Below are 15216 nucleotides of genomic sequence, written 5' to 3'. Positions count from 1 at the left end.
GATATAATGTCAAAAATAACATTAGTAAGAGTAGATCACAGATTAATTCATGGACAAGTTATAACAAAATGGGTGAAAATCGCTCAAGCTCAAAAAATAATAATAGTTGATGACTTCTTAGGTCAAGATGAATTTATGGCGGATATATATAGAATGGCAGCACCATCAGGAGTAGAAGTATCTATTTTAACAGCAGAAGATGCAGGACAAGCATTCAAAAACAATACTTTAGGAGATAAAAATATATTTATTCTATTTAAGAACGTTGATATGGCAAGTAAAGCGTATAAGGCCGGACTTAAATATGAAAAGATTCAATTAGGAGGTATTCCAAATGAAGCAGGAAAGAAGATGGTATTTACAGCTGTTTCATTAGGAAATGAAGATGTAGAACAACTAAATGAACTTAATGAAGAGGGGGTTGAAATAGTTCTACAAGTTATACCAGAGGAATCATCTATGACATATGAAAATGCATTAAAGAAATTTAAATAAAAATTATAAATAAGGAGGAATTATAAATGGAATCTGTTTTGATGTTGGCAATTGTAACAGGATTATGGTATTGGTTTGCAGCAGGTCTTGCAGGATATACTCTTTTCTCAACACTAAAGTCACCTTTATTTATAGGTTTTAGCCTTGGATTACTTTGGGGTGATGTAACAACTGGTATGATTGTTGGTGCAAGTATAGAAATGGTTTATCTAGGAATGGTTGCAGCAGGAGGAAATATTCCATCTGATAAATGTTTAGCTGCTCTTATTGCAATACCAGTAGCACTTCAAACTGGTGTTAATGCAGAAGTTGCAGTATCTATTGCAGTACCTTTAGGTGTTATAGGAGTATTAGTTAATAACTTAAGAAGAACTGGTAATGCTGTATTAGTTCATAAGGCAGATAAGTATGCTGAAGTAGGTAATACAAAAGGTATCTGGAGATGTGCAACACTTTACTCTTTAATATTTGGATTTTTTTTGAGATTTCCAATAGTTTTTGTATGTAACTTTTTTGGAGCAGATTTAGTTCAATCATTATTAGATGTTATACCACAATGGTTAATGAATGGATTAACAGTAATGGGTGGTATATTACCTGCATTAGGTTTTGCAACAACAATATTTACTATAGGTAAAAATAAATTCTTACCAATGTTTATTATAGGATTTTTTATGGTTCAATATTTTAAAATATCAATTACTGCAGCTGCAATATTTGGTGTTTGTATAGCTCTTTTAGTTACATTTATGAAAGAAGATAAAAGGGTAGGTGAAGTATAATGCAAGATATTAAAAATGAACAAGGTACAACTGAAGTTAATAAGATAAGAGTACTTACGAAAAAAGATGTAACAAAAACATATCTAAGATGGTGGTGGACAGCAGAATTATCTAACTCTTTTGAAAGAATGCAAGCATTAGCAGTTTGTGCAAGTTTCACTCCAGCTTTAGAAAAGTTGTATAAGAAAAAAGAAGATTTAGTAGATGCATTAAAGAGACACTTACAATTTTTTAATACTCAAGCTATATGGGGAGGGTTAATTCACGGTACAGTTTTAGCTATGGAAGAAGAAAAAGCTACTGAAGGAAAAATCCCAGGAGAAGTTATTTCAGGTGTTAAGAATGGTCTTATGGGACCTTTGGCTGGAATTGGAGATACTTTAGATTTTGGTACATTTCAAACAATATTCCTAGCTTTAGGTGCTTCATTTGGTGCAGAAGGAAGTGTTATAGGTGCATTTTTCCCAATAATGTTTAGTATATTACTATTTTGTGAAGGTTATTATTTATTCCATTTAGGATATTCTTTAGGTAGAGATTCAATTAAGAAAATTCTATCAGGTGGTATTGTCAATAAGATAATTGATGGTGCTTCAATTCTAGGAATGTTTATGATGGGAGCATTATCTGCAACTACAGTTAAGCTTTCAACACCATTATCATTTAATATTGGTGGTAAAGCAATTGTTGTTCAAGATACATTAAATATGATTGCTCCAGGCTTATTACCACTTGGTGTTGTATTCTTTGTATATTGGGGAATGAAATACAAGAAGTGGACAATAACTAAGCTGTTAGTAATTTTAGTTGTAGTAGCATTAGTAGGATCATTCATTGGAATATTCTAATTTACAATGATTAAAATATAGAATTTAATTTTAGGAGGAGAAAGAAATGTCAGAAAAAATGTATACAGAAAAGGAATATTTAGAAGGAATTAGGGGAGCAACAGGAGAAAGAGCAGTATGGTTCTATCTTCTTATGAAAGAAGCTGAAAAATTAGGAGTTAATCCAGATGATATATGTAAAGAAGCAATATACGGATTTGGTAAAATGAGAGGTCAAAAATATAACGTAGCAGATACTCCAGGAAAAATGGCGGAAATGTTATATAATAGTAAAGGACAAAAAGTGTTTGAAATGGAATTAGTAGAAAATACAGATGAAAATGGAGTTTTAAAATTCCATCACTGTCCATTAGATGCTGCTTGGAAAGAATATGGATTAAATAAAGAAGAAAGAAAAGAAATTTGTAGATTAGCTTGCTATGGTGATTATGGAAGAGTTGATTGTGCACGAGGTGTTAGATTAGAGTTTGCTCAAAAATGTGCTCATGATGATGAAGTTTGCGAATTAGTATTTACAAGAAAATAGTTTTTAATGTAAAAGCCTGTCCTTATGGACAGGCTTTAAAAAAACAGAAAGTAGGTTGATTTATGGATATAAGCAGAAGTGTAGATAATAGCTTAAATAGAACAGTAGAATTCCTAAAAGAATTAATAAAAATTGATACACAACAAGGTGAACCTATTTCACAATGTCCTTTTGGTATAGGACCTAAAAAATCTTTAGAAAAAACTTTAGATTACTGCGCTAGTTTGGGTTTTAGCATTAAAAATATTGATAATTATATTGGATATGCAGAAATTGGAGAAGGAGAAGAATTAATAGGAATTCCAATGCATTTAGATGTAGTTCCACCAGGAGATGGGTGGAGTGTAGATCCATTTTCGGGAACAGTAATTGACAATATTATTTATGGAAGAGGTGCCATAGATAATAAGGGCGCTGTATCTATGCTTATACATGTATTGAAAAACATAGAGGATGTGTACCCTACAATTAATAAAAGAATAAGATTAATTTTTGGTACAAATGAGGAAACAGGTATGGAGTGTATCAAATATTATCTAGATAAAGGTGAAGAAATTCCAAGTATGGGCTTTACTCCAGATGCTATGTATCCAGTGGTTAATGGAGAAAAAGGAAGAGTTCATATAAGGATAGAAAAAGAGATTAAAATTGATATAAGTAAACCTTACATAATAGTGAGGGGAGGAACTAAAGAAAATGTTGTTCCATCTTATTGTACTGCAAAAATTATTAATGGAATTATTTCAGAGTTGACTACTAAAGGAGTAGCTACGCATGCAAGTAATCCTGAAAAGGGAGAAAATGCTATATCTAAAATGGTAATAAAGATAGTTGAAGATAATATGGATTTTCAGTATAGAGAAGATATAGAATTAATTTCAAAATACCTTTGTAGTGACTATTATGGAGATGCATTGGGAATTAATCAATATGATGAGGTATTCAAAAGCACTACTTTAAATTTAGGAATATTAAAAGCAAATGAGGAAAAAATCATATGTGAACTAGATATAAGGTATGGCAAAAATATAGATTTAAACAATATAATAGATAGATTCAAAAAGTTTTTTTGTAATGGTTGGAAAATAAAGATTATTACTCATAAGGACTTACATTATGTGGATGAGAATAATTTAGTACTTAAAAAGTTATTAGAAGCATATGAAGAAATAACAGATGAAAATGGATATACAATTGCTATGGGTGGTGGTACATATGCAAGTTGGTTTAAAGATATGGTGGCGTTTGGACCTAAGTTCTTAGCGTATAAAACTGGCGGTCATGGAGCAGATGAAAGAGTATCGATAGAGCATATACGAAAGAATATGGAGATATATACCTTGGCTTTAATAAAACTATTAGAATTGTAAAAGGATAAGAGATATTATGTGCAAATATATAGATATCTTAAAAATAGAGGTTGTTTCTGCAGAAGGGTGTACTGAACCAATAGCTATAGTATATGCAATTTTCCGTGCTTTAGGACAGATAAAAGGAGAGATAAAACAAATTCAACTTTATTTAAGTACGAACATAATTAAGGATGCATTAGAGGTAAGTATGCCTGGAACTGGGAAAATAGGAATAGAAATAGCAGCAACACTTAGTAAAATTATTAAAAAATCAGAAAAAAAGTTAGAGATATTATCTAATTTTACTAAAGATAAATTAGATAAGGCTAACGAAATAGTTGATAATAAAATTATGTAAAATTGTATCTTATTATTAATTTTGTAATATAATAAAAGCAAGAAGAACTACAATCTGTTTAGCAAATGTAATTTGTTTCCAAAATATTTGTAACTAGGAACAAGTTTATTAAAAGCTGTGACACTTTGAAATCACAACTTTTGACTACAATGCTAAATTGAAATTTACCAACTATTCATTATGCTTATTACTTGATACTTTAAACTATAATCTCCATACCATCATAAGCAAAGAAAATATTATCAAGCTCCTTCTCTAATTCACTATAATAACCATAGGATTTCCCCCACATTTCATCAATATGTGTAACTATAACCTTTTTAATTCTGTAATAGTTTTTAATTTCTATAACTTCATCCAAAGTAAATATTTCATCTTTGAATGGTGCATCTTTAAGTTCTGTTCCATCATTTAATATGCCATCATCAGAAACTAAACTGATTATTAAAACATCTGCATCGAAGTACATATCATTATGAGTAAATGGTTTTGGATTACAACAAGCATATATGACTTTTTTATCATTCTCTCTGATAACATAGAACGTTATATTCCTATCTCGGTTGTTGTTAAACAAATCAATATCAAAATTATCTATCTTTATATGAGAAGTTTCATTAACAGAAATGCAGTGTAGAACATCCCCATAATATTTAAGACAATCAAGGTTCATTCGATTTATATCTTCAATCACTTCAGGCAACGCATAAAATTCAATAGGAGTATTTTTATCTGCAATAAAATCATAGCCAATTTTTTCAACGATTCTAATGCCTTTAACGTGGTCTGGGTCATGGTGAGAAATCGAAAGGTGCTTTACTTGTGATATTTTTTGCCTGTTGCAAGCCACTGCAATATCTTCAGGTGTGTCTATCAACATTTTTATATCATCAATATATAGGCTTGGGCCTAAGCGTTCATATCTTCCACCTTTTTTCCTAGCTTCTTCACATATTTTGCATTTACAAAATGAACTTGGAATAATTGACATACCACCACTACCAATAATTTTTAATTTCAAAGTTATCATACCTCCTTATTAAAATATTAGATTATATGAATAATCTACAATTAAAACTGCTTAACAAAATTTTTATTTAGTAGATTATATCATGTATAAATATGAAATAACAGAAATATATGAATAGGCTTAAGGATATATTAATACAATGTGCATAAAAAATATCATAAATATATGATAATATAAATACAGTAATACTATTTTATTAATTTTTTGGGTTTTTATATATTTAAGTATTGGGGTGATATAGTTGAACCAAGAGATATTTTTTAAAATAATGAATGAAATATTAGAAAATATTGACGAAGGGGTCCATTTTGTTAACAACGAAGGGAAAACTATAATCTACAATGATTCTGTACAAAAAATGGAAAAAATGAACAGACAAGATATTTTAACGAATTCATTTTTTGATATAGTCAGCAAAATGAAAATAAATAGAAGTACACTAGTAGAAGTTTTGGAAAAAAGGAAAATTATCAAAGACAATGTTCAAAAATATCTAGATAAAAACGGGAAAGAAATAACAGCAATCAATACTACAATACCAATTGATATTAAAGGGGAATTTGTAGGAGCACTTGAAATATCAAAAAATATGACAACTATAGAAACTTTATTAAACAGAAACTATAAAAAAAATTTAATCAACAAAGTTAATAATCAACAAAAGAAAGGTTATGACTTTGATGATATTTTAGGGGAAAGTAATCTAATTAAAGAGGCAATAACAAAATCTAAGAAAGCCTGTAAGTCTGACGCTTCAGTATTTATATATGGAGAAACTGGAACGGGTAAAGAGTTATTTAGTCAGTCCATTCATTATGGAAGTAATAGAAAAAATTATCCGTTTATAGCACAAAATTGTGCAGCTCTACCAGAGTCACTATTTGAAGGAATATTATTTGGGACTAGCAAGGGAGGATTTACAGGAGCAGTAGATAGACCAGGTTTGTTTGAACAAGCTAACAAAGGAACTTTATTATTAGATGAAATAAATTCTATGCCTATTATGTTACAAGCTAAATTACTAAGGGTTTTGCAAGAAGGTTATGTAAGAAGAATTGGTGGAACTAAGGATATACCTGTTGATGTAAGAATTATTGCAACAACAAATGAAAGTCCAAAAGTTATTTTGAAAGAGAATAAAATAAGAAAAGATTTATATTATAGACTTAACATAATTCATATAAAAATTCCTCCTCTTAGAGATAGAAAAGAAGATATATCTTTGTTATGCAAAAAATTTATTTCAAAGTATAACAAAAAATTAAATAAAAAAGTGGTAGGAATTTCAGAGGAAGCTATCCAAACCTTAAAAAATTATGACTGGCAAGGTAACATAAGAGAACTAGAAAACATAATTTATTGTACTATGAGTATGATGGAGGACGAGGTACAAATAGAAACAAGTATGATTAATATAAATGACTATTACAATCTTAAAGAGAATAAAGAGAGTAACGATTATTCTTTAAATGATTTGGAGGACAAGACACTTAATAATATTATTAGCGAGATAGAAGAAAAGTATATATGTGAATCATTAGAAAAAACATCGTACAATATAACTAAAGCAGCATCAATCTTAGGTATGAATAGGCAAAACTTACAATATAAAATAAAAAAATATAATATTAAAATCTTATAAATAAAAAATAAAAAAGAAAAATAAAGGAGCAAAATTATTATAAAAGAGCAAAATTTTTTGCTCTTTTTTTATGTTTCAAAATAGATATAATTTTTTATTTATGAAAACACATAACAAAATAATTATAGTTTCAACGTTTCAAGAAATAGTTACTTTAATTTTGAAGTTGGCATGATTTATGCTTTAACTATTTATTGAGAAGATATAAATTTTTAGGAGGGTGTATATATGAGAAAAGTAAGAGTTGGAATATGGGGATTTGGAGCTATGGGAATAGGTATGGCTAATATGATTCTAAAAAAAGAAGGTGTGGAAATAGTATCTGTTTGTAGTAGAAGTACTTCAGGGAAAAGTATGTATGACATCTTAGAAATTGAAAGAGGAGAAAGACCAGAAGTTATTATCAATGGAAATTATGAAGAAGTTTTTAAAGAAAAAAGTGTAGATGTTGTTTTATTAGCAACTGATTCATTTACTAAAAAGGCTTTTGATAAAATAATGTTCTTGTTAAATAGAAAAATAAATGTTATATCAACAGCAGAGCAAATGGCATATCCACAAGCTGATGATGCAGATTTAGCTAAAAAAATGGATGAAGTTGCAAAGGAGAATGGAGTAAGTATACTTGGAACAGGAATAAATCCAGGATTTGTGTTGGATTTACTAGTATTAGCACTTTCAGGAACTTGTGAGGAAGTTACTAGTATAAAAGCTAAGAGAGTAAATGATTTATCTCCTTTTGGAAAATCTGTTATGGTAGAACAAGGTGTAGGAGTAACAAGAGAGGAATTTATAAAAGGTGTAGAAAATAATACTATAGCAGGTCATGTAGGATTTGTAGAATCAATAAATATGATAGCTGATGGATTAGGATGGAAACTAGATAAGATAGAACAAACAAAAGAACCAATAATGACTACAGTAGATAGAAAATCTAAGTATGGAGAGGCATTGGCTGGAAATGTTGCTGGTTGTAGACAATGTGGATATGGATATGTAAATGGAGATATTTTGATTGAAATGGAGCATCCACAACAGATAATACCTGAAGCAGAAGGTATTAAAACAGGAGATTATGTATCAATAAAAGGTATACCAAACATTGATTTACAAATAAATCCTGAGATACCTGGAGGAGTGGGCACTTATGCAATGATAGTAAACTCTATTCCATTAATAATAAATGCTAGACCAGGTCTTAAAACTATGTTAGATATACCAGTGCCTAGAGCAATAATGGGAGATGTAAGAAATCAGATTGAAGTTGAATTAGAGGAAGAATCAAATGCCAATTAATAAAATAATAGCTGGTTAATAAGGAGATGAAAAAATGGATGCTAAAGTTAATGATTGGGTTATTATACACAATATAGTATTGACTCCAGAAGAAAGAGCTCCACAAGTTCCAGAGGATACTAAGAAAGTATCCTTAGAAATGTGGGTTAAAGGATTTATACAAAGGGATGCTTCTATAGGTGATTTAGTAGAAGTTAAAACAATTACAGGTAGACTTGTAAAAGGTAATTTACTTAAAGTAAATCCATATTATACTCATGATTATGGTAAATGTATACCAGAATTACTCCAAATAGGAATACAGGCTAAAGAAATATTATTTGGAGGTGTATATAATGAATAATAATACAGCATCAATGAAAGATATGAGTTATAAAGCTGTTATGGGAAGAAATAATGAAATAATGAAAAATGCGATTGGATTGGATTACTCTTCTTTTGAACAAGAAGGAATAGGATTTGATTATGAAAAAATGATGGGTGAAACAGGATATACATTACAGGATATTGAAGTAATTCAGTCACAATATGCTGTTGGGAATACTCCCATAATAGAACTTAAAAATTTAACTAAATTAGCTAGAAAATGTGCTCCAGAGGGTAAAGGAGCTAGAATATTTGTAAAAGATGAAGCAATGAATGCATCTGGTAGCTTTAAAGCAAGAAGAGCAGCTACTGCTGTATATCATGCTAAAAAAATGGGATATAAAGGCGTAATAGCAGCTACTAGTGGGAACTATGGTGCAGCTGTAGCATCTCAAGCAGCTATGCAGGGTCTAAAATGTATAATAGTTCAAGAGTGTTATGATTCTAATGGTATAGGTCAACCTGAAATTATAGAAAAAGCTAGAAAATGTGAGGCATATGGAGCAGAAGTTATTCAATTAACTGTTGGACCAGAATTATTTTATACATTCTTAGTTTTATTAGAAGAAACAGGCTATTTTAATGCATCATTATATTCACCATTTGGAATTGCAGGTGTAGAGACTTTAGGGTATGAGTTGGCTATTCAATTTAGAGAAAAATATAAAAAAGACCCTGATGTAGTTGTTTGTACAAATGCAGGTGGAGGTAATCTCACTGGAACTGCAAGAGGATTGATAAAAGCTGGTTCTCTTAATACTAAAGTAGTAGGAGCAAGTGTTGACTTAAAAGGATTACACATGGCTAGTGATAATCAATTTAATAAAAAATCATTTACAACAGGGCATACAGGTTTTGGTATACCATTCTGTACGTGGCCTGATAGGTCAGATGTACCTAGGTCTGCAGCTAGGCCGCTTAGATATATGGATAGATATGTATTAGTAAAGCAAGGAGAAGTTTTTTATACAACTGAATTATTGGCACAACTAGAAGGAATAGAAAGAGGCCCTGCAGGAAATACATCTTTAGCGGCAGCATTCTCTTTAGCTCAAGAATTGGATGAAGATAAAGTTATAGTAGTACAAGAAACAGAGTATACAGGAGCAGGTAAACATATATGTCCACAACTTACCTTTGCAAGAGAAAATGGAATAGATATAAAATTTGGAAATCCAAGAGAAGAGATTGCAGGAGTAAACTTAATATTACCAGAAAGGCCAGAATTATTAAAATGTGTTGACATTGATATGAATAAAATAAGAAAATCATTTATAAAAAATTGTATATCCAACAATAACATTGAGAATGTTGATAATTTAAGTAATCAAGATATAGAGTATTTAATGGAAGAAGTAAAAAGTTCGAGAGATTTTGTTGTTGATACATTAAATAATTTATAATAATTACTAATTTTTAATTTAATGCGAAATAAATAGTCGGAAAATTCAATTAAAATTATACGGATGGGGGAATGTTCATGAAAAAAAGAGAGGATGATTTTGAAGTTAGAAGAAAACATCTTCAAGAACTAAGTGATGATGAGTTAAAAGAAAGGTTTTGGAGTTTAGCTACCCAAATAGTAGAGCCAATGATAGACCTTGGCAAAAAGAACACAACACCATCAATAGAAAGGTCTGTTTTGTTAAGAATGGGATTTTCTTCTCTTGAAGTAAAACCTATTTTAGAAGGTGTTATGGAAAGAGGTCTTATAGGTAAAGGGGCAGGGCATGTAGTTTATAAGTTGGCTAAATCTAAAAATATAACAGTTAGAGAAGCTGGTTTATTATTAGTTAATGGTGAATACTGGGATGAAGTTACATGTTTATTTAGAGAAGGGGTAGAATCATGTTAAAGGAAAATAAAAAACTAGATATAGACTATATATTAAAAGATTTGGATAAATATAAACCAAAGAGAAGAGGTTGGGTTTGGAGAGAACATCTGGAAAATCTTGAAATGGGACCTTTTGAATATAAAGACTGTACAAAACCTTTAAAGAAGAGTGTAGGGTTACCATCATCTAAATATTTCAATAATATTGACCCTCAACCAAGCCCCATTATTACTACTGAAATAGCTTCTGGTAGATTTGAAGATGATATAAGAAGAATGAGGATGGCAGCTCATCATGGTGCTGACCATTTAATGGTTATTAGAACTGCTGGGCAATCCCATTTTGACGGACTTATAGAAGGTACTCCTCAAGGTATAGGTGGAGTTCCAATAACAAGAAAACAAGTAAGAGCTCAAAGAAAAGCTCTTGATTTTATAGAAGAAGAAGTTGGCAGACCTATTAATTACCATTCATATGTAAGTGGTGTTGCTGGTCCTGAAGTAGCAGTAATGTTTGCTGAAGAAGGAGTCAATGGAGCGCACCAAGACCCACAATACAATGTTCTATATAGAAATATAAATATGATAAGGTCTTTTGTAGATGCTTGTGAAGCTAAAAAAATAATGGCTTTTGCGAATATAGCTCAAATAGATGGAGCACATAATGCTAATGCTACTGCTAGAGAAGCATGGAAGGTAATGCCTGAACTTATGGTTCAACATGCTTTAAACTCTATATTCTCTGAGAAAATAGGGATAGATAAAAGTAATATATGTTTATCAACAGTGCCACCAACAGCTCCTCCAGCACCATGCTTAAGAATAGACTTACCTTATGCTGTTGCACTTAGAGAATTATTTAGTGATTATAAGATGAGAGCCCAAATGAATACTAAATATATGGAATCATCAACTAGAGAAGCAACAGTTACTCATGTATTAAATTTATTAACATCAGTACTAACTAGAGCTGACATACAATCAACTATAACGCCTGATGAAGGTAGAAATGTACCTTGGCATATATACAACATAGAAGCATGTGATACAGCAAAACAAGCCTTAATTGGTATGGATGGCCTTATGGATATGATAGAACTTAAAGATGTTGGTGAATTAAGAGATAAAGCAAGAGAGCTTAAAGAAAGAGCTGTACTATATATGGAAGAAATATTTGAAGTTGGTGGATATTTTGAGTCTGTAGAGCAAGAATTTTTCGTTGATTCTGGAAATTATCCAGAAAGAAATGGTGATGGTATATCTAGAAAAATAAAAGGCGGAGTTGGAGAAGGTACTGTTTATGAAAGAGAAGAAGATTATCTAGCACCTGTAACTGCTCACTTTGGATACAACAATGTAGCTCAGTATGATGAAAATGCTATAGATAATCCATCAATATTAATAGACGGATGCACATTTGAAAATCCAGATAAAATCATATATATTGATGAGCTTGATGATTTTGACAATGTGGAAAACAGACTAAAAGAATCAGAAGAATACAGAAATGGAGATAAAATCAAGCCTGAAATGGAATGGTGTGCAGATGGAATTGTAATGATAACTATGATGTTACCTAATGATAAAAGAACAGCCGAGTTTGCAGCTTTGGAATTTGTAAAGAAAATGAACTTGCAAGAAGTTGAAGTTATAAGTAGAGAAGTGATGCATGAATCTGAAGGTACTAGAATAGAAGTGAAAGGAAGAGTTCCATTCGATATAGATTTAAACAATTTAGTAATACCAGAAGAGCCTAAAGTACTGACTGATGAAGAAATAAGAGCTGATATAGAAGAAAGACCTATGAAAATAGTTTCAGCTACAGTTGGAGAAGATGAACACTCAGTTGGTTTAAGGGAAATAATAGATATAAAACATGGTGGTATTGAAAAGTATGGTATAGAATGTCATTATCTAGGAACTTCTGTGCCTGTAGAAAAATTGGTAGATGCAGCAATTGAACTAAATGCAGATGCAATACTTGCATCTACAATAATAAGTCATGATGATATTCACTATAAAAACATGAAGAAATTACATGATTATTGTGTAGAAAAAGGTATAAGAGATAAAGTAATGATAGCATGTGGAGGAACACAAGTAACACCTGAAATAGCCGTTGAACAAGGAATAGATGCTGGATTTGGAAGAAACAGTAAAGGTATTCATGTAGCCACTTTCTTAGTTGAAAAAAGAAGAGAAATGAATAATGGAAAATAAAAAAATTTCTTTGAAAATAGATGTGTTGGTAGCTGAAATTGGAAGTACTACCACTGTAGTAAATGCTTTCCATAATATTGATACTGAGAATCCTGTATTTTTAGGTCAAGGTCAAGCTCCAACAACAGTGTTTGAAGGTGGAGATGTAAGAAATGGCTTGTCAGGTGCTATTAAGGATTTAGCTAATAAATTATCTGTAGAGGATATAAAATATAATGATATGTTTGCAACTTCTAGTGCAGCTGGTGGGTTAAAAATGACTGTACATGGTTTAGTATATGATATGACAGTAAAAGCAGCTAAAGAAGCTGCTCTAGGAGCTGGAGCTGTTATTCGTCAAGTAACATCAGGTAGAATTAAAAGAACTGATTTAAATAAAATAAAAGAAATAAATCCAAACATAATTTTAATAGCTGGTGGAGTTGATTATGGAGAAAGAGATACAGCTATTTATAATGCAGAAATGATAGCTTCTATGAATTTAGATATACCAGTTATATATGCTGGAAATATTGAAAATCAAGATGAAGTAAAATTAATATTCGAAGATACAAACTATAAACTATATATAACAGAAAATGTATATCCTAAAATAGATTTATTGAATATAGAGCCTACAAGAAAAATTATTCAAGGTGTATTTGAAGACCACATAACTACAGCACCAGGAATGAAGTATATTAAAAAAATGGTTAATGAAAATATTACTCCAACACCAGGCGCTGTAATGGAAGCATCTAAATTATTATATAAAAATATTGGAGATTTATTAACTTTAGATGTAGGTGGAGCAACTACTGATGTACACTCTGTTACAGATGGAAGTGACTATATCAATAAAATCTTAGTTAATCCTGAACCTGTAGCGAAGAGAAGTGTTGAGGGAGATTTAGGTGTATATGTAAATATGAAAAATATAGTAGAAGTTATAGGTAAAGAAAACCTACAAAATGAATTATCTATAGATATTGATTCAATAATAGATAATTATCCACCAATACCAAAATCAAAAGAAGAAATCCTATTTGTTGAGAGACTGACAACAGAAGCTGTTATCAAAGCTATGTTAAGACACTCTGGAAAAATAAGAAATATTTATGGAACAACTGGAAAAGTCAAAATTGCAGAAGGAAAAGATTTAACAGAAGTAAGATATATAGTTGGTACAGGGGGAGCACTTACTAGGCTCCCTAGTAGAATTAAAATATTAAACAGTATGCTTAAATACAATAAAAATAAAGAATTACTATTTCCAAAAGAGAAAACAAAGATATTGATAGATAATGACTATATTATGGCATCTATGGGTGTTTTATCTAAAAAATATGAAGAAGCATCTCTTAAGCTCCTACTAAAAAGTTTAAACTTCAAGGAGGAAAGATTATGTACCCTAGATTAGAAATAGATATAGAAAAATTAAAACATAATGTCAAAATAATTTCACAGAAGTGTCATGAAAAAAATATTAAGGTATCTTTTGTAACTAAATCATTTTGTGCACAAAAAGAGGTAGTAGAATCAGTATGTTGTGAAGGAATAGACCATATAGCAGATTCAAGGATACAGAACCTAAAAAAATTACAAAATATAAATTTGCCTAAAATGCTGATTAGAATACCCATGATAAGTGAATTAGAAGAAGTTATCAATTATTGTGATATTAGCCTTAACTCAGAACTGGAAACCATAAAGAAATTAAATGAATTGTGTAAAAGTAAAAATGTTATTCATAAGGTAGTTCTTATGTTTGACTTAGGGGATTTACGAGAAGGATACTTTTATGAAGAAGATTTTTTTAATAGTGTAAGAGAGATAGTAAGATTAAAAAATATTAAAATAATTGGTATAGCTACAAACTTAACTTGTTATGGAGCTGTTATACCATCTAGAGAAAATACAGGCAGATTAGTAAGTATAGCACGAAAGATGGAAGAAGAATTTGGTATAAATGTAGAAATAGTATCTGGAGGAAATTCAAGTTCTATGCATCTAATTATAAGTAATACTATGCCAGAGGGTATTACTAATTTAAGAATAGGAGAATCTATTATACTTGGCAGAGAAACAGCATATGGTAAAAATATACATGGAGCATATCAAGATGTATTTAAATTGGTATGCCAAATAATTGAATGTAAGGAAAAACCATCAGTTCCCATTGGAGAAATAGGGGTTGATGCTTTTAGAAAAAAACCTGTTTATGAAGATAAAGGAATCTTAAAAAGGGCAATTATAGCTATAGGTAAACAGGATATAAATATTGACTCTTTAATTCCAATAGACACTTATATAAAAATATTAGGAGCAAGTTCAGACCACATGATATTAGATGTAAGTAACACAAAACATGATTATAAAGTAGGTGATAATGTGGAATTCTTATTAACTTATGGAGGTATCATGTCATCTAGTACAAGTGAATACGTTTCAAAAAAAATTATAGTGTAGTGTTCAAATAATTAGGA

The 15216-nt window shown here is 30.4% G+C and carries 15 protein-coding genes; 14 read left to right on the top strand and 1 reads right to left on the bottom strand.

All coding sequences use genetic code 11. The features are described from left to right. The first annotated feature begins 6 nt into the window (after positions 1-6). From Q3304_RS13360 to Q3304_RS13335, 6 genes are all read left to right on the top strand, one after another. A complete protein-coding gene (locus Q3304_RS13360) occupies positions 7-495 on the top strand; it encodes a PTS system mannose/fructose/N-acetylgalactosamine-transporter subunit IIB (protein WP_407813737.1) in 489 nt (162 codons plus the stop codon). Positions 496-521: 26 nt separating this feature from the next. After that, a complete protein-coding gene (locus Q3304_RS13355) occupies positions 522-1277 on the top strand; it encodes a PTS sugar transporter subunit IIC (protein ID WP_021383017.1) in 756 nt (251 codons plus the stop codon). Further along, on the top strand, positions 1277-2125 hold the full coding sequence (locus Q3304_RS13350; protein WP_054268950.1) for a PTS system mannose/fructose/sorbose family transporter subunit IID: 849 nt from the start codon (positions 1277-1279) through the stop codon (positions 2123-2125). The genes Q3304_RS13355 and Q3304_RS13350 overlap by 1 nt, the downstream gene beginning before the upstream one ends. A gap of 46 nt (positions 2126-2171) precedes the next feature. Next, positions 2172-2651 (top strand): L-2-amino-thiazoline-4-carboxylic acid hydrolase, encoded by a 480-nt coding sequence (locus tag Q3304_RS13345; RefSeq protein WP_054268951.1) that lies wholly within the window; start codon positions 2172-2174, stop codon positions 2649-2651. A 62-nt stretch (positions 2652-2713) separates the two neighbouring features. Beyond that, complete coding sequence (locus Q3304_RS13340) at positions 2714-4021, top strand: M20 family metallopeptidase (protein WP_407813738.1); 1308 nt, start codon at positions 2714-2716, stop codon at positions 4019-4021. A gap of 16 nt (positions 4022-4037) precedes the next feature. Beyond that, a complete protein-coding gene (locus tag Q3304_RS13335) occupies positions 4038-4361 on the top strand; it encodes a hypothetical protein (protein ID WP_243194158.1) in 324 nt (107 codons plus the stop codon). A gap of 199 nt (positions 4362-4560) precedes the next feature. Here Q3304_RS13335 and Q3304_RS13330 read toward each other — a convergent pair whose 3' ends face one another. Next, positions 4561-5391, bottom strand: a complete 831-nt coding sequence (locus tag Q3304_RS13330) for an MBL fold metallo-hydrolase (RefSeq protein WP_407815441.1) — start codon at positions 5389-5391, stop codon at positions 4561-4563. A 268-nt stretch (positions 5392-5659) separates the two neighbouring features. Here Q3304_RS13330 and Q3304_RS13325 point away from each other — a divergent pair, with 268 nt between their 5' ends. The 8 genes from Q3304_RS13325 (at position 5660) to orr (ending at position 15199) form a co-directional block, all read left to right on the top strand. Further along, positions 5660-7033: a sigma-54 interaction domain-containing protein gene (locus Q3304_RS13325; RefSeq protein WP_407813739.1), complete on the top strand. Its 1374-nt coding sequence runs from the start codon at positions 5660-5662 to the stop codon at positions 7031-7033. Between the two features lie 228 nt (positions 7034-7261). Then, a complete protein-coding gene (gene ord, locus Q3304_RS13320; protein ID WP_407813740.1) occupies positions 7262-8329 on the top strand; it encodes a 2,4-diaminopentanoate dehydrogenase in 1068 nt (355 codons plus the stop codon). 34 nt (positions 8330-8363) lie between these two features. Continuing rightward, positions 8364-8672, top strand: coding sequence for a 2-amino-4-oxopentanoate thiolase subunit OrtA (gene ortA / locus Q3304_RS13315; RefSeq protein ID WP_243194156.1), 309 nt, complete (start codon positions 8364-8366; stop codon positions 8670-8672). Continuing rightward, a complete protein-coding gene (gene ortB, locus Q3304_RS13310; protein ID WP_176702550.1) occupies positions 8665-10098 on the top strand; it encodes a 2-amino-4-oxopentanoate thiolase subunit OrtB in 1434 nt (477 codons plus the stop codon). Before ortA ends, ortB begins: the two co-directional genes overlap by 8 nt. A 77-nt stretch (positions 10099-10175) precedes the next feature. Further along, positions 10176-10550: an ornithine aminomutase subunit alpha gene (locus Q3304_RS13305; protein ID WP_021382945.1), complete on the top strand. Its 375-nt coding sequence runs from the start codon at positions 10176-10178 to the stop codon at positions 10548-10550. Next, on the top strand, positions 10544-12751 hold the full coding sequence (oraE, locus tag Q3304_RS13300) for a D-ornithine 4,5-aminomutase subunit OraE (protein WP_407813741.1): 2208 nt from the start codon (positions 10544-10546) through the stop codon (positions 12749-12751). The genes Q3304_RS13305 and oraE overlap by 7 nt, the downstream gene beginning before the upstream one ends. Then, positions 12741-14150, top strand: a complete 1410-nt coding sequence (locus Q3304_RS13295; RefSeq protein ID WP_074179984.1) for a GlmL-related ornithine degradation protein — start codon at positions 12741-12743, stop codon at positions 14148-14150. Before oraE ends, Q3304_RS13295 begins: the two co-directional genes overlap by 11 nt. Further along, positions 14135-15199 carry an ornithine racemase Orr gene (gene orr / locus Q3304_RS13290; RefSeq protein WP_231301300.1) on the top strand — a complete coding sequence of 355 codons (1065 nt, stop codon included), beginning with the start codon at positions 14135-14137 and terminating at the stop codon, positions 15197-15199. The genes Q3304_RS13295 and orr overlap by 16 nt, the downstream gene beginning before the upstream one ends. Positions 15200-15216 lie beyond the last annotated feature (17 nt).

Origin of the sequence: Clostridioides sp. GD02377 (assembly GCF_045899875.1) — a bacterium.
GTDB lineage: Bacteria > Bacillota > Clostridia > Peptostreptococcales > Peptostreptococcaceae > Clostridioides > Clostridioides difficile_A.
Note: the sequence above shows the minus strand (reverse complement) of the source record. Positions and strands in the feature narration are given on the sequence as shown.

Coding starts and splice junctions, on each gene's coding strand:
- Q3304_RS13350 (WP_054268950.1), top strand. CDS start 1,277: ATGCAAGATATTAAAAATGAACAAGGTACAACTGAAGTTAATAAGATA.
- Q3304_RS13340 (WP_407813738.1), top strand. CDS start 2,714: ATGGATATAAGCAGAAGTGTAGATAATAGCTTAAATAGAACAGTAGAA.
- ord (WP_407813740.1), top strand. CDS start 7,262: ATGAGAAAAGTAAGAGTTGGAATATGGGGATTTGGAGCTATGGGAATA.
- orr (WP_231301300.1), top strand. CDS start 14,135: ATGTACCCTAGATTAGAAATAGATATAGAAAAATTAAAACATAATGTC.
- Q3304_RS13360 (WP_407813737.1), top strand. CDS start 7: ATGTCAAAAATAACATTAGTAAGAGTAGATCACAGATTAATTCATGGA.
- ortB (WP_176702550.1), top strand. CDS start 8,665: ATGAATAATAATACAGCATCAATGAAAGATATGAGTTATAAAGCTGTT.
- Q3304_RS13335 (WP_243194158.1), top strand. CDS start 4,038: ATGTGCAAATATATAGATATCTTAAAAATAGAGGTTGTTTCTGCAGAA.
- Q3304_RS13330 (WP_407815441.1), bottom strand. CDS start 5,391: ATGATAACTTTGAAATTAAAAATTATTGGTAGTGGTGGTATGTCAATT.
- ortA (WP_243194156.1), top strand. CDS start 8,364: ATGGATGCTAAAGTTAATGATTGGGTTATTATACACAATATAGTATTG.
- Q3304_RS13345 (WP_054268951.1), top strand. CDS start 2,172: ATGTCAGAAAAAATGTATACAGAAAAGGAATATTTAGAAGGAATTAGG.
- Q3304_RS13295 (WP_074179984.1), top strand. CDS start 12,741: ATGGAAAATAAAAAAATTTCTTTGAAAATAGATGTGTTGGTAGCTGAA.
- oraE (WP_407813741.1), top strand. CDS start 10,544: ATGTTAAAGGAAAATAAAAAACTAGATATAGACTATATATTAAAAGAT.
- Q3304_RS13325 (WP_407813739.1), top strand. CDS start 5,660: ATGAATGAAATATTAGAAAATATTGACGAAGGGGTCCATTTTGTTAAC.
- Q3304_RS13355 (WP_021383017.1), top strand. CDS start 522: ATGGAATCTGTTTTGATGTTGGCAATTGTAACAGGATTATGGTATTGG.
- Q3304_RS13305 (WP_021382945.1), top strand. CDS start 10,176: ATGAAAAAAAGAGAGGATGATTTTGAAGTTAGAAGAAAACATCTTCAA.